The sequence below is a fragment of the Acidovorax sp. Root267 genome, from assembly GCF_001429215.1.
GTDB lineage: Bacteria > Pseudomonadota > Gammaproteobacteria > Burkholderiales > Burkholderiaceae_C > Acidovorax > Acidovorax radicis.
This window is the reverse complement of the sequence record NZ_LMJC01000007.1, coordinates 1-18,082: the sequence shown is the minus strand read 5'-3', so window position 1 is coordinate 18,082 and position 18,082 is coordinate 1. Positions and strand designations below refer to the sequence as shown.

General features: G+C 65.2%; 17 protein-coding genes. 9 read left to right on the top strand and 8 right to left on the bottom strand.

All coding sequences use genetic code 11. The features are described 5' to 3' along the window. Nucleotides 1–39 precede the first annotated feature (39 nt). Entirely contained in the window at nt 40–750 is a 711-nt protein-coding gene (locus tag ASE39_RS08135) for a response regulator (protein WP_057224657.1), read from the top strand. Between the two features lie 21 nt (nt 751–771). Here ASE39_RS08135 and ASE39_RS08130 read toward each other — a convergent pair whose 3' ends face one another. Next, nucleotides 772–1,728, bottom strand: coding sequence for a YafY family protein (locus ASE39_RS08130; protein ID WP_035198153.1), 957 nt, complete (start codon nt 1,726–1,728; stop codon nt 772–774). 93 nt (nt 1,729–1,821) lie between these two features. Here ASE39_RS08130 and ASE39_RS08125 point away from each other — a divergent pair, with 93 nt between their 5' ends. After that, nucleotides 1,822–2,430: a glutathione S-transferase family protein gene (locus tag ASE39_RS08125; protein ID WP_010458759.1), complete on the top strand. Its 609-nt coding sequence runs from the start codon at nt 1,822–1,824 to the stop codon at nt 2,428–2,430. A 32-nt stretch (nt 2,431–2,462) separates the two neighbouring features. Here the strand turns inward: ASE39_RS08125 and rng are convergent, their stop codons facing one another. The 7 genes from rng to ASE39_RS08090 all read right to left on the bottom strand — a co-directional run bounded on the left by rng (nt 2,463) and on the right by ASE39_RS08090 (nt 9,515). Then, entirely contained in the window at nt 2,463–3,950 is a 1,488-nt protein-coding gene (gene rng, locus ASE39_RS08120) for a ribonuclease G (RefSeq protein WP_010458757.1), read from the bottom strand. A 30-nt stretch (nt 3,951–3,980) separates the two neighbouring features. Next, the gene (locus ASE39_RS08115; protein ID WP_057270806.1) at nt 3,981–4,595 is read right to left on the bottom strand and encodes a Maf family protein; all 615 of its coding nucleotides are present in this window, start codon (nt 4,593–4,595) and stop codon (nt 3,981–3,983) included. Nucleotides 4,596–4,691: 96 nt separating this feature from the next. After that, nucleotides 4,692–5,159, bottom strand: coding sequence for a 23S rRNA (pseudouridine(1915)-N(3))-methyltransferase RlmH (gene rlmH, locus ASE39_RS08110; protein WP_010458753.1), 468 nt, complete (start codon nt 5,157–5,159; stop codon nt 4,692–4,694). 55 nt (nt 5,160–5,214) lie between these two features. Continuing rightward, on the bottom strand, nt 5,215–6,099 hold the full coding sequence (gene rsfS / locus ASE39_RS08105; protein WP_010458751.1) for a ribosome silencing factor: 885 nt from the start codon (nt 6,097–6,099) through the stop codon (nt 5,215–5,217). Nucleotides 6,100–6,293: 194 nt separating this feature from the next. After that, nucleotides 6,294–7,262 carry an oxygen-dependent coproporphyrinogen oxidase gene (hemF, locus tag ASE39_RS08100; protein WP_057270805.1) on the bottom strand — a complete coding sequence of 323 codons (969 nt, stop codon included), beginning with the start codon at nt 7,260–7,262 and terminating at the stop codon, nt 6,294–6,296. Nucleotides 7,263–7,403: 141 nt separating this feature from the next. Then, nucleotides 7,404–8,681: a phosphoribosylamine--glycine ligase gene (gene purD, locus ASE39_RS08095; protein ID WP_057270804.1), complete on the bottom strand. Its 1,278-nt coding sequence runs from the start codon at nt 8,679–8,681 to the stop codon at nt 7,404–7,406. A gap of 114 nt (nt 8,682–8,795) precedes the next feature. Further along, nucleotides 8,796–9,515, bottom strand: coding sequence for a YebC/PmpR family DNA-binding transcriptional regulator (locus tag ASE39_RS08090; RefSeq protein WP_010458745.1), 720 nt, complete (start codon nt 9,513–9,515; stop codon nt 8,796–8,798). Nucleotides 9,516–9,765: 250 nt separating this feature from the next. Between ASE39_RS08090 and ASE39_RS08085 the strand changes: the two genes are divergently transcribed. The 7 genes from ASE39_RS08085 to ASE39_RS08055 all read left to right on the top strand — a co-directional run bounded on the left by ASE39_RS08085 (nt 9,766) and on the right by ASE39_RS08055 (nt 17,937). Continuing rightward, entirely contained in the window at nt 9,766–11,286 is a 1,521-nt protein-coding gene (locus ASE39_RS08085; protein WP_057270803.1) for a helicase HerA-like C-terminal domain-containing protein, read from the top strand. Between the two features lie 185 nt (nt 11,287–11,471). Next, a complete protein-coding gene (locus ASE39_RS08080; RefSeq protein WP_057270802.1) occupies nt 11,472–12,290 on the top strand; it encodes a hypothetical protein in 819 nt (272 codons plus the stop codon). A 164-nt stretch (nt 12,291–12,454) separates the two neighbouring features. After that, complete coding sequence (locus tag ASE39_RS08075) at nt 12,455–13,300, top strand: enoyl-CoA hydratase-related protein (RefSeq protein WP_057270801.1); 846 nt, start codon at nt 12,455–12,457, stop codon at nt 13,298–13,300. Nucleotides 13,301–13,784: 484 nt separating this feature from the next. Then, the gene (locus ASE39_RS08070; protein WP_057270854.1) at nt 13,785–14,777 is read left to right on the top strand and encodes a threo-3-hydroxy-L-aspartate ammonia-lyase; all 993 of its coding nucleotides are present in this window, start codon (nt 13,785–13,787) and stop codon (nt 14,775–14,777) included. Nucleotides 14,778–14,958: 181 nt separating this feature from the next. Then, nucleotides 14,959–15,603, top strand: coding sequence for a uracil phosphoribosyltransferase (gene upp, locus ASE39_RS08065; protein ID WP_057270800.1), 645 nt, complete (start codon nt 14,959–14,961; stop codon nt 15,601–15,603). Nucleotides 15,604–15,828: 225 nt separating this feature from the next. Beyond that, complete coding sequence (locus ASE39_RS08060) at nt 15,829–16,839, top strand: BMP family protein (protein WP_057270799.1); 1,011 nt, start codon at nt 15,829–15,831, stop codon at nt 16,837–16,839. Nucleotides 16,840–16,971: 132 nt separating this feature from the next. Then, entirely contained in the window at nt 16,972–17,937 is a 966-nt protein-coding gene (locus ASE39_RS08055) for a 5'-methylthioadenosine/S-adenosylhomocysteine nucleosidase (protein WP_140426149.1), read from the top strand. The last annotated feature ends 145 nt before the right edge of the window (nt 17,938–18,082 follow it).

Genomic DNA, 18,082 nt, shown 5'->3' with positions numbered 1-18,082 from the left:
GATGATTTGGAAACGGAATGACACCCTAGCATCCATGCCATGACCGATCTGCCCACCCACATCCTCATCGTCGAAGACGAAGCCGATATCCGCCGCTTTGTGCGACTGACGCTGGAGACCGAAGGCCACACCGTGCATGAGGCCGCCACCCTGCAGCGCGGCCTGATCGAAGCCGGCACCCGCCGCCCCGACCTGGTGGTGCTGGACCTGGGCCTGCCCGATGGGGATGGCGTCGATTTGATCCGCGACCTGCGCACCTGGTCGGCCATGCCCATCATCGTGCTCTCGGCCCGCAGCGCGGAGGCCAGCAAGATCGCGGCGCTGGACGCGGGGGCTGACGACTACCTGGTCAAGCCCTTTGGCTCGGGCGAGCTGATGGCCCGCGTGCGCGCGCAGCTGCGGCGCAGCCAGCGGTCCTCCAGCGCCGAGGCGCAACCCGTGATCCAGTTCGGCAACATCACCGTGGACCTGGCCCGCCGCACCGTGGAGCGCCACACGGAAGGGCATGGCAGCGAGGCCCTGCACCTCACGCCCATCGAATACAAGCTGCTCACGCACCTGGCGTCCCAGCCCGACCGCGTGATCACCCACCAGCAACTGCTCAAGGCTGTGTGGGGGCCGGGCCACGCGGAGGACACGCACTATGTGCGCGTGCACCTGGCCAACTTGCGCAAGAAGGTGGAAGACAACGCGTCCATGCCCCGGCACCTGGTGACCGAGGCTGGAATCGGCTATCGGTTTGTGCCGTAGGCCTGAAAGACCTGATTTCTCTCAGGGTGCGCAGCGCAGGGCCCGCTCGCCAATCGCCTTCAGCCGGTCCTTCAACGCCTGTGGGGCCAGCACCTCAAAATCCAGGTCCAACACCACCAGCCAATACACCAGCGTATCGAGCGAATGGGCTCCGCATTCCAGCACACAGCGCTCGGCATCCAAGGCCTTGAGGACACCGACCGACGGGGGAATGCGGTGCACCGCTTCTGACAACGGCGCATGCAACACAATGCGCGCCTGCTCCGCATAAGGGGCCACCGCCAGCGAGCGTGAAACATACGCCTTCAAATCCCCACCGTCCGGTGACACCCGGGGCGCGAAATGGGCGCCCACCGTGGGCACCCCCACGATGCGGTCTATGCGGAAGGTGCGCCAGTCCTCCCGCACCCGGTCCCACGCCACCAGGTACCAGCGGTGGCCGGTATGGGCCAGGCCCTGGGGTTCCACGCTGCGTTCAGCGCTGCGGCCCCGGCTGTCGCCGTAGGTGAACGCCAGGCGCAGCTGGTCTCGGCAGGCCGATGCGAGTGTGGCCAGCAGCGAGGCATCCACTACCGGCCCGACACGGTCCATGGGCAGGATGGTGGAGCGCAGTGCGTCCACCTGCTGCCGCAGCCGTGCGGGCATGGCCTGCTCCAGCTTGACCAGCGCCCGCAGCGCCGGCTCTTCAATGCCGCCCACCGCACCCGCTGTGGCGGTGCGCAGCGCAATCGACACGGCCAGGGCCTCGCCGTCGTCCAGCAGCAAGGGCGGCAGCGCCTGCCCGGCCCGGAAGGCGTAGCCACCCGCCACACCGCTGCTGGCATGCACGGGGTAGCCCAGCTGGCGCAGGCGGTCGATGTCCCGCCGCAGGGTGCGCGGATGCACCTCCAGGCGCTCGGCCAGTTCCGGCCCCATCCAGTGGTTGCGCGTCTGCAACAAGGAAAGCAGCCGCAACAGGCGGGTGGATGACGTGAGCATGGCGTGACTGTACTGCGCATTGAGGGCCAAAACTGTCCGCAATGGTTCTTACAGTGGCACCACCTTTTCTTCCACAACCCCAAGGAGCTTTTTATGTCCATCGTCCTCTACTGGCACCCCATGTCCAGCGCCAGCCCTATCGCCTGCGCCCTTGTCGAACTGGGTGTGCCCCACGAACGCGTGAAGGTCGACATCCGCACCGGCGAACAGCACCGCCCGGAGTACCTGGCCCTCAACCCCAACGGCAAGGTCCCCACCCTGACCGTGGACGGTGCCCCCATGTTCGAGACCCTGGCCATCCACCTGTGGCTGGGCCATCGCTTTGGCATCGAACGCGGGCTGTGGCCCGCAGCGGGCACGCCCGAGGCGCTGCAGGCCCTGTCGTGGTGTGCCTGGTCGTATGTGACCTACGGCGCGGTGCTGGTGCGCCTGCACGTGGCCACACAGGGCGAGGAGTCGCTGCGCAGCGCCGTGCATGCACAGGCGGCCACAGCAGGCCTGAACGATTTGCTGGCGGTGCTGGACGCGCGTCTGGCCAAGCAGCCCTGGATGCTGGGGGCCGACTACTCGCTGGTGGACCTGGTGGTGGGGTCGGTGCTGGGCTACAGCGTGTACTTGGGCGCGCCGGTGAATGCGCACCCGCACGTGAAGGACTGGCTGGCGCGGGTGCAGGCACGCCCTGCGATGCAGATCGAGAGCTGATGCTGCGCCCCGGCCGCGAGGGCGCCGGGGCGCTAGAGCAGCACGATGTCGTACTGCTCCTGCCCCATCGCACTCTCGGCCTGCAGCGAGATCGGCTTGCCTATGAAGTCCGACAGCCCCGCGAGGTGCTGGCTCTCTTCGTCCAGAAACAGCTCCACCACCCGTGCCGACGCCACCACCCGGAATTCGCGCGGGTTGAACTGGCGCGCTTCGCGCAGGATCTCGCGCAGGACGTCATAGCACACGCTGCGCGCGGTCTTGACGCTGCCCTTGCCCTGGCAGGCCTCGCAGGGTTCGCACAGCATGTGGGCCAGGGATTCGCGGGTGCGCTTGCGCGTCATTTCCACCAGCCCCAGCTGCGAGAAGCCACCCGCCATGGTCTTCACGCGGTCGCGGGCGAGCTGTTTTTTGAACTCCGCCAGCACGGCCTGCTGGTGGTCGTCGCGCACCATGTCGATGAAGTCCACGATGATGATGCCGCCCAGGTTCCGCAGGCGCAGCTGGCGCGCAATGGCTTGCGCGGCCTCGAGGTTGGTCTTGAAGATGGTGTCGTCGAAATTGCGGGCGCCCACATAGCCGCCGGTATTCACGTCGATGGTGGTGAGCGCCTCGGTCTGGTCCACGATGAGGTAACCGCCCGACTTCAGATCGACGCGGCGCCCCAGGGCCTTGGCCACTTCTTCGTCAATGGAGTACAGGTCAAAAATCGGACGTTCGCCCTTGTAGTGCTGCAGCTTGCCGGCGGCGGCGGGCATGAACTCCACGCCAAACGCCCGCAGCCGCTGGAACTGCTCCATCGAGTCGAGCCGGATGGTCTGCGTGTGGTCGCCCACCAGGTCGCGCAGCACGCGCTGCAGCAGGTCCAGGTCCTGGTGCAGCAGCGACATGGCCGGCAGCTTGAGCGATGCCTCCTTGATGCGCGCCCAGGTCTTGCGCAGGTAGGCGATGTCTTCGGCCAGTTCTTCGTCGGTAGAGTCTTCGCCATTGGTGCGCAGGATGAACCCGCCGCCACCGCCCGTGGATTTGTCGCCCACCAGCGCCTGCAGGCGCGCACGCAGCGCATCGCGCTCTGCGGGCGGAATCTTCTGCGACACGCCCACATGGTCGTCCTGCGGCAAAAACACCAGCAGGCGCCCGGCCACGCTGATCTGCGTGGAAAGGCGCGCGCCCTTGGTGCCAATCGGGTCCTTGATGACCTGCACCATGAGCGACTGGCCTTCGAACACCTGCTTTTCAATCGGCACCTGCGGCTCGTTCTTGCGGGCGAATGCGGGCGGCTCGCCATCGGGCTGGCGCTGCCACACATCGGCCACATGCAAAAAGGCCGCGCGCTCCAGGCCGATGTCGATGAAGGCCGACTGCATGCCGGGCAGCACCCGCGAGACCTTTCCCAGGTAAACATTGCCCACCAGGCCACGCTCCAGCGTGCGCTCGATGTGCAGCTCCTGCACGGCGCCGTGCTCCACCACGGCCACCCGGGTTTCCTGGGGGGACCAGTTGATCAGGATGTCTTGTTGCATGGCGTTGTTGTTGTCTTTTGTTAGCGTCGCTTAGATGGCAAAGCCCGAAGCGCGCAGCAGTTGCGCAGTCTCGTACATGGGCAGCCCCATGATGCCCGAATAGCTGCCCGCCAGGTGCTCCACATACGCCGCCGCCCGCCCCTGGATGCCATAGGCCCCGGCCTTGCCCAGTGGCTCGCCCGTGGCCACATAGGCGTCGATCTGCGCGGGTGTCATGGGGGCAAAGGTCACGCGTGACACCGACAGTGCCGCCAGCCGTTTGCCGCCCACCTGCAACGCCACGGCAGTGAGCACGCGGTGCTCATGCCCCGCCAGTTCGGCCAGCATGCGCACGGCATGCGGCGCGTCATCGGGCTTGCCGTAGATCGTGCGGCCCAGGGCCACGGTGGTGTCAGAGCACAGGATCGGTGCATCGGGCAAACCCCGCCGCGCGCGCCGGGCCACGGCGGCATCGAGCTTGAGGCCGGTCACACGTTCCACATAGGCCGTGGGCGCCTCACCGGGCAGCACCACTTCGATGGCCTCGGCGTCTTCGGGCTCGTCGCCGCCCACATTGGGCAGCAGCAGTTCGTGGCGCACACCCAGTTGTTCGAGCAACTGGCGCCGGCGCGGGCTTTGGGAGGCAAGGTAGATGAAGTCGGGCATGAACGGACTTTGAATCAAAATCAGCTCCAGCGCCTATCCATCAAGCGCTAGCAGCTATAAAAAATATAGTACTTCACCCACACCCCGATCCAGGCCTCATTCGCGGTGGTAGGGGTGCCCGGCGTTCACCGACCAGGCGCGGTACAGCTGCTCGATGAGCAGCACCCGCACCATGGCGTGCGGCAAGGTCAGGTCCGAGAGGCGGATGCGCTCGTGCGCCCCCTGGCGAAAGGCCGGGTCCAGCCCGTCGGGGCCGCCGATGACCAGGGCCACATCGTCGCCACCCAGCTGCCAGCCCTTCAGGCGCTCGGCCAGGGCCTTGGTGGTGAGGTTGGTGCCGCGCTCATCCAGCGCCACCACGCGCGTGCCCCGGGGGATGGCGGCTTCAATGCGCTCGCGCTCGGCGGCATACAGCGTCTCCAGCGTTTTGGAGCCGCGCGGTTCGGTCTTGACGGCTTTGAGTTCGACTTTGAGCTCCGGCGGAAACCGCTTGGCGTAGTCGTCGTATGCCGTCTGCGCCCAGTCGGGCACGCGCTGGCCCACGGCCACGATCAGCAGCTTCATGGAAACTCAGGCGCGGTGCGCGGGTACGGTGGGTCGTCGATGGCCGAGGCAGCAATCACTTGCGGCCTGGCGCCCTCTTGGTTGCGGGCTTGGCAGCTGCGCCGCCGCGAGTTGCGGCGGGCTTGGCACCGGTCTTGGCGGCAGCAGCGGTCTTGCTGCGGGGGGCCGATGGCTTGACGACCACGGTCTTGATCGGTGCCTTGGTGGCTGCGGGCTTCTTGGCGGCAGTGGTTGGCTTTGCGGGCGCCTTGGCCGGTGCGGCCTTGGCACTGCTGCTTTTTGCGGGGGTCTTGGCTGGGGCCTTGGTGATGGCTTTGGCAGGTGCTTTTGCTGTTGTCTTGGCTGCAGGTTTCGCAGCAGATTTAGCAGGTGCGGCAGCGGACTTGGCAGCTGTTTTGGCCACGGCCTTGACCGTGGCCTTGCCCGACCGGGCCGGCACCGCTGGTGCGGCTGCCTTTTTGGCGGGCGCCTTGCCTGCAGCCTTGGCGTCGGACTTGGCAGCCTTCTGGGCCGACTTCTTTTCGGCCAATTCGGTGGCGGCGCTGGAAACCGGCTTGGCGGCGCCCAGCTTCAGGCGCACTGGCGTGTCGCCCCACAGCTCTTCCAGACGGTAGTACTGGCGGATGGCGGGCTGCATGATGTGCGCCACGGCGGCGCCACAGTCCACGATGATCCATTCGCCGTTGTCTTCGCCTTCGATGCGCGGCTTGGTGAAGCCCGCTTCTTTCACCGCGTCGCGCACGCTGGCAGCCAAGGCCTTGGTCTGGCGGTTGGAGGTGCCCGATGCCACGATCACCCGTTCAAACAGCGGCGAGAGATGCTCGGTGTTGAAGACCTGGATGTCTTGCGCCTTGACGTCCTCCAGGCCATCGACGATGGCGCGCTGGAGTTTGGTGACGTCTTTTTTGGCGGCGGTTTCCGATTTGGTGGAGGTGGTCATCAGGCGGTGAATAGAGAGGAAATGGAATCAATATAGCGTGCAACGCAGCGCGCAACCAGTAGGGCTGCGCCTTGGGTGTTGCGCTGGTGTTGCGCAGGGGCGCTGCGGCAGTTTGAGGTGTTTTTGGCCTCTTGCGCTGGTGTGAAAAGCGCGGGCAGCTATTGAAATTATAGCTTTTGCGCTTGTCAAGGCTTTCAAACCGCTGCAGCAGCCTCGCCAGCCAGCCAGTCGCGTCGCACTAGAAAGCGTTGCGTGAGGTCGGCTTCAGCAGTGTCCGCAGCATCCGAGCGCTGGTACGACCAAGCCACCAGCGGCGGCATAGACAACAAAATCGACTCGGTGCGCCCCCCCGACTGCAGGCCAAAGTGGGTGCCCCGGTCCCACACCAGGTTGAACTCGACATAGCGGCCCCGGCGGTAGAGCTGAAAGTCGCGCTCGCGCTCGCCAAACGGCAGGTTCTGGCGCTTTTCCACGATGGGCAGGTAGGCCTTGAGGAAGGCATCACCCACCGACTGCGTCATGGCCAGGCTCTGGTCGAAACCCAGTTCCGAGAAGTCGTCGTAGAACACCCCGCCCACACCGCGCTGCTCGCTGCGGTGCTTGAGGTAAAAGTATTCGTCGCACCACTGCTTGAAGCGCGGGTACTTGTCGTCGCCAAACGGCGCCAGCGCGTCACGGCAGGTTTGGTGAAAGTGCACCGCATCTTCTTCAAACCCGTAGTACGGCGTGAGGTCCATGCCACCGCCAAACCAGCAGGTGGGCGTCTGACCCGGGTGGCCTGCCGCGATCATGCGCACATTCATGTGCACGGTGGGCACGTACGGGTTGCGCGGGTGGAAGACCAGCGACACGCCCATGGCCTCGAACGGTGCACCCGCCAGCTCGGGCCGGTGCTGCGTGGCCGAGGGCGGCAGCTGCGGGCCACGCACATGGCTGAAACCGCAGCCCGCGCGCTCGAACACCCGGCCACCTTCCAGGATCTTGGTGATGCCGTCGCCTTGCAGCGGCTCACCAGGGGGTTTGCTCCAGGCATCGGCCAAAAAACGCGCGCCGCCCTCGCCTTCCACGGCTTCGAGCGCATCGGTAATGCGCGTCTGCAGGCCCTGCAAATAGCTGCGTACGGTCGCCACGGTCGTGGCCGGATTCAATCCAGGTTGTTGCATTTCAGTTATCCATTGCCATCGACGCCATGCGCTGCCGGTAAAACTGGCGCGGCCCAGGCCAGGGACGCCAAGCAAGGGCCGCCCCGCCGCGAGGGCGTCATCCCCCTGTGGGGGAAGGCGCCGCAGGCGACTCAGGGGGAGCTATTTCACCGCGCGGAAGCCAATGTCGCGGCGGTATTGCGCGCCGTCAAACTGGATGCCACGCGCCACGTCGTAGGCACGTTGCTGCGCCTGCTTGACGCTGTCAGCCAGCACCGTCACGCACAGCACCCGACCACCGGTCACGCTGACCACGCCATCCTGCAACTGCGTGCCGGCGTGGAACACCACCGCATCGTCGGCCTCGGCGGGCAGGCCCGTGATGGGATCGCCCTTGCGGGGAGCTTCCGGATAGCCGTGCGCCGCCATAACCACGCCCAGCGCGGTACGGCGGTCCCATTGCAGTTCCATCTGGTCGAGCTTACCGTCGGCCGCTGCGGCCATCACGTCGCTGAAGTCGCTTTTCAGGCGCATCAGGATGGGCTGCGTCTCGGGGTCGCCCATGCGGCAGTTGAATTCGAGCGTCTTGGGCTGGCCCTTGGCGTCGATCATGAGGCCGGCATACAGGAAGCCGGTGTAGGGAATGCCGTCCTTTTCCATGCCACGGATGGTGGGCAGGATGATCTCGCGCATGGCGCGGGCATGCACATCGGCGGTGACCACCGGCGCGGGCGAATACGCGCCCATGCCGCCGGTGTTGGGGCCTTCGTCGCCGTCTTTGAGGCGCTTGTGGTCCTGGCTGGTGGCCAGCGCCAGCACGTTCTTGCCGTCGCACAGCACGATGAAGGAGGCTTCCTCGCCTTCGAGGAATTCCTCGATCACCACGCGCGCGCCGCCTTCGTTGTGCGTCACGCCGTACTTGTTGTCCACCAGCATGAAGTCCACAGCATCATGGGCCTCCTGCAGCGTCATGGCCACGACCACGCCCTTGCCTGCCGCCAGGCCATCGGCCTTGATGACGATGGGCGCGCCCAGCCGGTCCACGAAGGCGTGGGCGGCGACCGGGTCGGTGAAGGTGTCGTAGTCGGCCGTGGGGATGCCATGGCGGCGCATGAAGGCCTTGGAAAAGGCCTTGGAGCTTTCGAGCTGGGCAGCAGCCTTGGTGGGGCCGAAGATGCGCAGGCCATTGGCACGGAACTCATCGACCACACCCGCCGCCAGTGGCGCCTCGGGGCCCACCACGGTCAGCGCGATCTTCTCAGCCTGCGCCCACACGCGCAGTTCGCGCACGTCGGTGATGGCCACGTTGTCGAGCTTGGGGTTCAGCGCCGTGCCACCGTTGCCGGGCGCCACATACACCTTGGTCACCTTGGGGGACTGGCTCAGTTTCCACGCCATCGCGTGTTCACGGCCGCCGCCACCAATCACAAGTACTTTCATAGGAACCTTTGGTGAACCCGGCCCGCAGCGCTGGGCTGCTTGGCGGGGTTCGGGGAAATATCAGTCGGAAAACAAGTCAGCGCAAGAAAAAAGCGGCGATCCAAAGGCGCAAGGTCACAATGCCGCGTTGTGGTAGACCTCCTGGGTATCGTCCAGGTCTTCCAGCACATCCAGCAGCCGCTGCATGCGCGCCGCGTCGTCGCCCGTCAGTTCGATGGTGTTTTCAGGCCGCATGGTCACGCCCGCCACTTCGGGCGTGAGGCCTGCGGCTTCCAGGGCATTCTTCACGGCTTCGAAGTCGGCCGGGGCGGTCAACACCTCCACTGCGCCGTCGTCGTCGGTCACCACGTCTTCAGCGCCGGCCTCCAGCGCCACTTCCATCACCTTGTCTTCACTCGTGCCCGGGGCAAAAATCAGCTGGCCACAGTGCTTGAACTGGAACACCACCGAGCCTTCGGTGCCCATGTTGCCACCGTGTTTGCTGAACGCGTGTCGTACTTCGGCCACGGTGCGCACGCGGTTGTCGGTCATGGTGTCGATCATGATGGCCGCACCGCCAATGCCATAGCCTTCGTAGCGGATTTCTTCGTAGGTCAGGCCTTCGGCGTTGCCGGTGGCTTTGTCGATGTTGTATTTGATGCGGTCGGCGGGCATATTGGCCGCTTTGGCCTTGTCCACCGCCAGGCGCAGGCGGGGGTTGGCAGACAGGTCGCCGCCACCAGAACGGGCGGCCACGGTGATTTCGCGAATGATGCGGGTCCAGATCTTGCCGCGTTTTTCATCCTGCCGCCCCTTGCGGTGCTGGATATTCGCCCATTTGCTGTGTCCTGCCACGGGAAGTCCTTCTGTACTTGGTGTATTGATTTAATCTACTCAGTGGATTTTACTTTTTGCTGAACCCAGGGAACCTCTGCACGCTTCGCGCGGAAAGTGGGCGCCGCGGATCGGGATGGGCTGCCAGGCACAAAGCGCAGCAATAGCCACAGCTATTGCGAGCATTTGTAACGCAGCAGGCCGCCCGAGACCGCAGATGCACACGGCGCGCGACGCGTGCAGAGGCTCCCTCACCCCGAGGAAACCCGAAATGGCCGAACCCCTGCTGATTGCCAAGCACGACACCATCGAATGCCACCTGCTTCCAGGCCTGGCCAACCGCCACGGGCTCATCACCGGTGCAACCGGCACCGGCAAGACCGTGACCCTGCAGACCCTGGCCGAGAACTTCTCGCGCATTGGCGTGCCGGTGTTCATGGCCGATGTGAAGGGCGACCTCACGGGCGCCAGCCAGCCGGGCAAGATCGGCGACAAGCTGGCTGCCGTGCTCAAAGAGCGTGGCCTGGACCTGCCCGCCCCCCTGGCCTGCCCCACCACACTGTGGGACGTGTTTGGCGAACAGGGCCACCCGGTGCGCGCCACGGTGTCCGACATGGGCCCGCTGCTGCTGGGCCGCATGCTCAACCTGAACGAGACCCAGCTGGGTGTGCTCAACCTGGTGTTCAAGATCGCCGACGACAACGGCATGCTGCTGCTGGACCTCAAAGACCTGCGCGCCATGCTGCAGTATGTGGGCGACAACGCCAAGGAGTTCACCACCGAATACGGCAACGTGAGCGCCGCCAGCGTGGGCGCCATCCAGCGCGGGCTGCTGCAGATCGAGCAGCAGGGCGGCACGCAGTTCTTCGGCGAGCCCATGCTCAACATCCAGGACTTCATGCAAACGGTGGATGGCCACGGCGTGGTCAACATCCTGGCGGCCGACAAGCTCATGAACTCGCCGCGCCTGTACGCCACGTTTTTGCTGTGGATGCTGTCCGAGCTGTTCGAGCAGCTGCCTGAGATCGGCGACCCCGAGATTCCGAAGCTGGTGTTCTTCTTCGACGAGGCCCACCTGTTGTTCAACGAGGCGCCCAAGGTGTTGGTGGAGCGCATCGAACTTGTGGTGCGCCTGGTGCGCTCCAAGGGCGTCGGGGTTTACTTCGTGACGCAAAACCCGCTCGATATCCCCGACAGCGTGCTGGCCCAGCTGGGCAACCGTGTGCAGCATGCGCTGCGGGCCTTCACCCCGCGCGACCAAAAGGCCGTCAAAGCGACGGCCACCACCATGCGGCAAAAGCCGGGCCTCGATATCGAAACCGCCATCACCGAGCTGGCCGTGGGCGAGGCGCTGGTGAGCTTTCTGGATGCCAAGGGCCGTCCGAGCATCACCGAGCGCGTCTTCGTACTGCCACCCGGCAGCCAGCTCGGCCCCATCACACCGCAGCAGCGCCAGGTGCTGGTGGCCAACTCGCTGGTCGCGGGCGTGTATGAAAAGGTGGTGGACCGCGAATCGGCCTACGAAAAGCTCAAGGGCCGCGCGGCCGAAGCCAGTGCGCAAGCGCCGACTAGTGGCAAAGGAGCACCCGCCAACACGGAAGACAGCGGCGGCGGCCTGATGGGCGGGCTCAACGATGTGCTGTTTGGCACCACCGGCCCGCGTGGTGGCAAACGCGACGGCCTGGCCCAGACCATGGCCAAGTCGGCGGTGCGCACCATGGGCACCACCATCGGCAAGGAAATCCTGCGCGGGGTGCTGGGCAGCATCTTCGGCGGCAGCAAGCGGCGTTGAACCCGGCAGGGGCGCAGATTCCCGCCCCTGCCTTGCATCCCCAGCGCGGCCCCATCGCCGGACCGTCTGCTATTGGTGGTGCCGCTGGGAATCCGCGCGTGACAATCTGAAGACATCGTCCAAAGCGTCATCAATCAGTCACATAACCGCCGTGAAATCGCCACATAACAACAAAAGGAGGGACGATGAAACGCATCGAAAACATTCTGCTGTGGTGGGCAAGCAAGGTTGTGCTGCTGGCGATTGGCGTGTGGGTGGCCGCCATCGTCGGGATCTTTGCGGGTGCCTGGCGCTTGCGCTGGCCCTGGATCCTGTATTTTTTTGCCACGGTCGTCGTCACGGCCCTGGTGATCCAGTGGACCAACGCGGTGCGCCAGCGCACCATCCGCGAAGCCCCCCTGCCCCGCTTTCTGCAGCGCAAGCTGCGTGAAACCTACCCGCACCTGAGCACGCGCGATTGCGAGCTGGTCGAACGCGGCCTGCGCCAGTTCTTCATGGCCTGCCTGCGCGGCAACAAGCAGTTTGTGGCCATGCCCTCCAAGGCGGTCGATGTGCTGTGGCATGAGTTCATCCTGCACACCCAGGCCTACAAAGCCTGGTGCCACAACGCCCTGGGTTTCTTCTTGCACCACACCCCGGCCGAGGCGCTGGGCAAAAAGGCGCGGCACAACGACGGCCTGCGCCGCTGCTGGTACTGGGTGTGCAAGGAGGAGTCGATCGACCCCAAGGCCCCCAGCCGCCTGCCCCTGCTGTTTGCGCTGGATGCCAAGTTCGCCATTGCCGGCGGCTTCACCTACGTGCCCGACTGCTCCGACATCGCCCGCAAGAGCGACACGGGTGGTAGCGGTGGCGACAGCTACTGCGGCACCAGCTTCTCGGACGGCAGCTACAGCGGCAGCTCGGGCGACTTCGGCGGTGCCGAGAGTTCGGATGGCGGTGGTGGCGACGGCGGCGGAGATGGAGGGGGCGATGGCGGCGGCTGCGGTGGGGGCGGCGGCGATTGAGCGACATCCGCTCCGGCGGAATACCGCGTAGTCACGGCGACCCCGGTAGTTACTCCTTTTTTTATAGCTTGAAGCGCTTGCCAGACAAGCGCCAGCGGCCAAAAATACCCAAAGTCACCCAGGCGACGACCCCGGGTGGGCCAGCGGGTCTACAGTGACAGCCCATGAACACCACCCCCACCTGCTTCACCCTCAGCATCACCCACCATGTCGCCCACCTGGTGCTGAACCGCCCCGAGGCCATGAACACCATGCACCCCACCTTCTGGCGCGAGCTGGACGAGGTGCTGGCCCAGCTGAACAAATCGGGCGAGGCGCGGGCGCTGGTTATCAGCAGCACCGGCAAACATTTCAGCGCGGGCATGGCGCTGGAGACCTTCGGCGGTGCCATCACCATGGACGACCAGAGCCCCGAGGGCCGCGCCGCCATCTTTGACCTGCTGACCGACATGCAGGCCACCTTCACCCGCATCGAAAGCCTGCGCATCCCCGTGATCATGGCCATCCACGGCGGCTGCATCGGCGGCGCGGTGGACATGGTCACCGCCGCCTGCGTGCGCTACGCCACGGCCGACGCGTTCTTCTGCATCCAGGAGATCAACATCGGCATGGTGGCCGACGTGGGCACGCTGCAGCGCCTGCCCAAGCTGATCCCGCTGGGTGTGGTCAAGGAGTTGGCCTACACCGGCCGCCGCCTGAGCGCCGCCAGGGCCCTGGGCTACGGCCTGGTCAACGAAGTGTTCGAGACCCAAGAAGCGATGCTCGCCGCTGCCTTGCAATGCGCACAAGAGATCGCCAGCAAGCCGCCCGTGGCCATCTGGGGCACCAAACAGGCCGTGAACTACGCGCGCGACCATTCGGTGGAAGACAGCCTGCGCCAGATGGGCTGGCTGCAAGGCGCCATCTGGAGCAACCAGCATGTGCGCGAGTCCGTCACGGCGATGAAACAAAAGCGCGCGGGCGACTTCCCGGCGCTCACGCCGCTGCAGCGGTTCAGCGAGCTGGGCTAAGAACGTGTTCAAGATCTTTTCGGGGTCGCGCAAGCGCCTTGCCGGGATGGGATGCAAGGCGCGGTGGGCAGCCAATAGCCACGGCTATTGGCAAGCGCCGCAACGCCGCAGACCGCCCGGCAAGGCACTTGCCCGAAGGGTTGGAGTGAAATCGTGCGATTGGAAGCCTCGTCCGCTTGCATGGGCACGACGAGCCCATGCGGCGCATCCGAAGCATCCACTCATCCCGATTGCACTCCAACGCGACCCCCGAAAAGATTTTGAACACGTTCTAAGGGGCTCGGCCCGCGAGGCGGGCCTGGGCATGGCAGGGCATCTGCGCTGATGCGCGCGCCCCAAACTATCAAAATTCATAGCTACCCACGCTTTCAGGACAAGCGCTGGCGGCCATTTTTACTCAAAACTCCATGCTGACGGGCTATCATGTAGCCGCCCAGGGGTGGGCCATCGCCGCCCCGCTTTCGCCCTGATGGAGGATGCCGCCATGACGCTGCCCAGTGTGACCCCGCCTACCTACGACGACGTGGCCGCCGCCGCGCACCGGCTCAAGGGCATGGCGCACCACACGCCGGTGCTGCGCTCCACCACCGCCGACGAACTGCTCGGCGCGCAACTGTTCTTCAAATGCGAAAACCTGCAGCGCACTGGCGCCTTCAAGTTTCGCGGCGCCTTCAACACCCTGGCCCAATTCACCGACGAACAGCGCGAGCGTGGCGTGCTGGCCTTCTCGGCCGGCAACCATGCACAGGCCATTGCACTGTCCGCCCGGATGCTGGACATGCCCGCCGTCATCGTCATGCCCGCAGACGCGCCCGCCTCCAAGATGGCGGCCACACGGGCCTATGGTGCCCAGGTCGTCACCTACGACCGCTACACCGAAGACCGCGAAGCCATCAGCCGCCACCTGGCGCTGGAGCGCGGCATGACGCTGGTACCGCCGTTCGACCACCCGCACGTCATTGCAGGCCAGGGCACCGCTGCCAAGGAACTGTTTGAAGAAGTGCCCGACCTGGACTACCTGTTCGTCTGCGTGGGCGGCGGCGGCCTGCTGGCCGGAAGCCTGCTGGCCGCGCAGGCCCTGGCGCCCCAGTGCCGCGTGGTGGGCGTCGAGCCCGAAACCGGCAACGACGCCCAGCAGTCGCTGCGCGCCGGGCACATCGTCCGCATCCCCACACCCCACACCATCGCCGACGGCGCGCAAACACAGGCCCTGGGCGAACTCACCTTTCCCATCATCCGCGACCATGCCGAAGACATCATCAGCGTGAGCGACGAACAGCTGATGCAATCCCTGCGCTTCTTTGCCGAGCGCATGAAGATCGTGGTGGAACCCACCGGTGCCCTGGCCTATGCAGGCGCGCAAGCCTTCTCGGGCGCGGACAACGGCGGCAAGTTGCTGCACGGCGAACGCGTGGGCATCCTCATCAGCGGGGGCAATGTCGATCTGGCGCGCTATGCGCGGTTTCTGGCAGACTGAACCTTCTCCCCCGATGCGACTGCATCGCCTCCCCCTCAGGGGGACGGCCCCAGCGGCCCGGCAAAGCCGGTTCCGCGGGGCCACTGGTGTCGGACAGCTCCAGTTTCCACGCCCAGAGGGCGAAGGGAGGTCAAAATACGGCCAACACCCTTCATTCATCCCGTAGACCAGAGGCCGCGCCATGAGCTCCGCACCCCAAAGCAATGTCACCGTCATCACCCACCCCCTCGTGCAGCACAAGCTCACGCTGATGCGCCGAAAGGACGCCAGCACCAACAGCTTTCGCCGCCTGCTGGGCGAGCTCTCGACCCTGATGGCTTACGAAGTGACGCGCGACATGCCGCTGCAGGACTTCGAGATCGAAACCCCGCTGGAGACCACGACCGGCAAGGTCATCGACGGCAAGAAGCTGGTGCTGGTCTCCATCCTGCGCGCGGGCAACGGCTTTCTGGACGGCATGCTCAACGTGGTGCCAGGCGCCCGCGTCGGCCACATCGGCCTGTACCGCGACCCGGCCACGCTGCAGCCCGTGGAGTACTACTTCAAGATGCCGTCCGAAATGGACGAGCGCGACATCATCGTGGTAGACCCCATGCTGGCCACCGGCAACTCGGCCGCCGCCTGCGTGGACCGCTTGAAGAAGCTCAACCCCCGCTCCATCAAGTTCGTCTGCCTGCTCGCCGCGCCCGAGGGCATTGCCACGCTGCAAAAGGCCCACCCCGACGTACCGATCTTCACCGCCGCCATCGACCGCGAGCTCAACGACCACGGCTATATCCTGCCGGGCCTGGGGGATGCGGGGGACCGGATTTTTGGCACCAAATAAGCGCATGGCACTGTTGCATGCCCCAGCCACCATCGTGCCTTTGGGCGCTGTGGTGGCTTTTTTTGATGGAGACAACCGCAGCGCCGCGATTTTTTTACCACTTGGTGGCTTTCCTCTGGCAGACTTGCCTGCGGCCCGCTCCCCTGGCGCTGAGCACCACTGGCGCACAAATTGCATGAGGACCGGACCTCTCCTCCTCATTCGATTGCCTGAAGGACCCCCACCATGACCACTCGCCGCATCTTCACCGGACGCCTGCTCTGCACCTCCATGGCCTTGTCTGCCGCCATGGCGATGGCACCCTCTTTGGCCACAGCGCAGTCCAAGATCAAGGTTGCGGCGATCTACACGGTGCCTTTTGAACAGCAATGGGTCAGCCGCATCCACAAGGCGCTCAAGGCGGCCGAAGCACGCGGCGAGATCGAATACAAGGCCAGTGAAAACGTCAGCAACGCCGACTACGAACGCGTGATGCGCGAGTACGCCACGGGCGGCAATCAGCTCATCGTGGGCGAAGCCTTTGCGGTGGAAGCCGCCGCCCGCAAGGTAGCCAAGGACTTCCCCAAGACATCGTTCCTGCTCGGCTCCTCGGGCAAGCCGCAGGCACCCAACTTCAGCGTGTTCGACAACTACATCCAGGAGCCTGCTTACCTCAGCGGCATGATCGCGGGCGGCATGACCAAAACGAACAAGATCGGCATGGTGGGCGGTTTCCCCATTCCTGAGGTCAACCGCCTGATGCACGCCTTCATGGCGGGTGCCAAGGAAACGAATCCCAAGGTCGAGTTCACCATCACCTTCATCAACAGCTGGTTTGACCCGCCCAAGGCCAAGGAGGCGACGTTTGCCATGATCGACAAGGGCGCCGATGTGCTCTATGCCGAGCGTTTTGGTGTGAGCGATGCGGCCAAGGAAAAAGGCAAACTCGCCATTGGCAACGTGATCAACACGCAGGACAAGTACCCCGACACGGTGGTGGCATCGGCCATCTGGCACATGGAGCCCAGCATCGACCGTGCGCTCAAGCTGGTCAAGGAAGGCAAGTTCACCCCCGAGGACTACGGCCCGTATTCGATGATGAAGCACAAGGGCTCGGAACTCGCCCCACTGGGCACGTTCGAGAAGAAGATCCCCGCCGACATCGTCGCCAAGGTCAAGGCCAAGGAATCTGACATCCTGGCGGGCAAGTTCACCGTGAAGGTGGATGACAGCCAGCCCAAGTCCACGGCCAAGTAGACACCGCACCCTCGCGGGCGCACTGCCCGCTTCGTGTCTAAGAACCTGTTCTAAAGGCCACCCCTGCAACGCGGTGGCCTGTTTGCTTGTATCTCCTCACACCCTTCTGTCTGAACCACAAGGCACCACACCATGCACACGCCCCGTACCACCAAGCCGTCTCTGACAACCCGGTGCACCCGCCTGCTGGGCGCCCTGGCCCTGGCCGCAGTGGTCGCGGGCTGTGCCGCCACCTCGCCTGGCAAAACAGCCGTGCGGCTGGATGACACACCGCGCATCGCCGTCATCTCGGCCTTTGCGCCCGAACTGACGGTGCTGCTGCCCAAAGTGCAACAACCCGCCAAGCACAGCGTCAACGGCGTGGAGTTCACCACCGGCACGCTCGAAGGCAAGCCCGTGGTCGTGTTCCTCTCGGGCATCAGCATGACCAACGCGGCCATGAACACGCAGCTGGTGCTGGACCGCTTCCATGTGAGCCACATTGTCTTTTCCGGCATCGCCGGTGGCGTGAACCCCAGCCTGCACATTGGCGACGTGACCGTGCCCGCGCAGTGGGGCCAGTACATGGAATGGCTGATGGCGCGTGAAGACAAGCCCGGGCAGTACAGCGCCCCAGCGTGGATGAAAAGCGAGCTGACGATGCCCGCCTTCGGCATGATGCACCCGCGCCCCGTCGAGGTGCGGTCGGCAGCCAAGCCCGGCATCACCAAACAGTTCTGGTTTGAAGCCGACCCGAAGATGCTGGCCACCGCACGCAGCCTTCAGAACGTAGGCCTGGAGCATTGCCTGGCGAGCACCTGCCTGAAGCAACGCCCGCAACTCGTGGTGGGCGGCAGCGGCGTGTCGGGCCAGGCATTTGTGGACAACAAGGCCTTCCGCGAATACGCGTTCAAGACCTTCGAGGCCAACGTGCTCGACATGGAAACCGCCGCTACCGCCATGGTGGCGCACAGCAACGGCGTGCCGTACATCGCCTTTCGCTCGCTGAGCGATCTGGCGGGTGGTGGTGACGGCGAGAATGAAATGGGCACCTTCATGGGCCTGGCGGCGGCCAATTCGGCCAAGGTGCTGCAGGCGTTTCTGGCGGCCTGGAAGTGACCGCTCTGCACCGCCCCCGCTCACCGCATACCGGTAGCCCCTCCCCCCTCGCGGGGGAGGGGTTGGGGAGAGGGGGTGGTGGAAACTGGCGCTGCGCTGAATGCGTCCGCCCCTCCCCCCTCCCCCCTCCCCCCTCCCCCCCCTC

Coding starts and splice junctions, on each gene's coding strand:
- ASE39_RS08135 (WP_057224657.1), top strand. CDS start 40: ATGACCGATCTGCCCACCCACATCCTCATCGTCGAAGACGAAGCCGAT.
- rsfS (WP_010458751.1), bottom strand. CDS start 6,099: ATGACCACCTCCACCAAATCGGAAACCGCCGCCAAAAAAGACGTCACC.
- purD (WP_057270804.1), bottom strand. CDS start 8,681: ATGAAAGTACTTGTGATTGGTGGCGGCGGCCGTGAACACGCGATGGCG.
- ASE39_RS08115 (WP_057270806.1), bottom strand. CDS start 4,595: ATGCCCGACTTCATCTACCTTGCCTCCCAAAGCCCGCGCCGGCGCCAG.
- rlmH (WP_010458753.1), bottom strand. CDS start 5,159: ATGAAGCTGCTGATCGTGGCCGTGGGCCAGCGCGTGCCCGACTGGGCG.
- ASE39_RS08080 (WP_057270802.1), top strand. CDS start 11,472: ATGAAACGCATCGAAAACATTCTGCTGTGGTGGGCAAGCAAGGTTGTG.
- ASE39_RS08060 (WP_057270799.1), top strand. CDS start 15,829: ATGACCACTCGCCGCATCTTCACCGGACGCCTGCTCTGCACCTCCATG.
- hemF (WP_057270805.1), bottom strand. CDS start 7,262: ATGCAACAACCTGGATTGAATCCGGCCACGACCGTGGCGACCGTACGC.
- ASE39_RS08125 (WP_010458759.1), top strand. CDS start 1,822: ATGTCCATCGTCCTCTACTGGCACCCCATGTCCAGCGCCAGCCCTATC.
- ASE39_RS08130 (WP_035198153.1), bottom strand. CDS start 1,728: ATGCTCACGTCATCCACCCGCCTGTTGCGGCTGCTTTCCTTGTTGCAG.
- rng (WP_010458757.1), bottom strand. CDS start 3,950: ATGCAACAAGACATCCTGATCAACTGGTCCCCCCAGGAAACCCGGGTG.
- ASE39_RS08055 (WP_140426149.1), top strand. CDS start 16,972: ATGCACACGCCCCGTACCACCAAGCCGTCTCTGACAACCCGGTGCACC.
- ASE39_RS08070 (WP_057270854.1), top strand. CDS start 13,785: ATGACGCTGCCCAGTGTGACCCCGCCTACCTACGACGACGTGGCCGCC.
- upp (WP_057270800.1), top strand. CDS start 14,959: ATGAGCTCCGCACCCCAAAGCAATGTCACCGTCATCACCCACCCCCTC.
- ASE39_RS08075 (WP_057270801.1), top strand. CDS start 12,455: ATGAACACCACCCCCACCTGCTTCACCCTCAGCATCACCCACCATGTC.
- ASE39_RS08085 (WP_057270803.1), top strand. CDS start 9,766: ATGGCCGAACCCCTGCTGATTGCCAAGCACGACACCATCGAATGCCAC.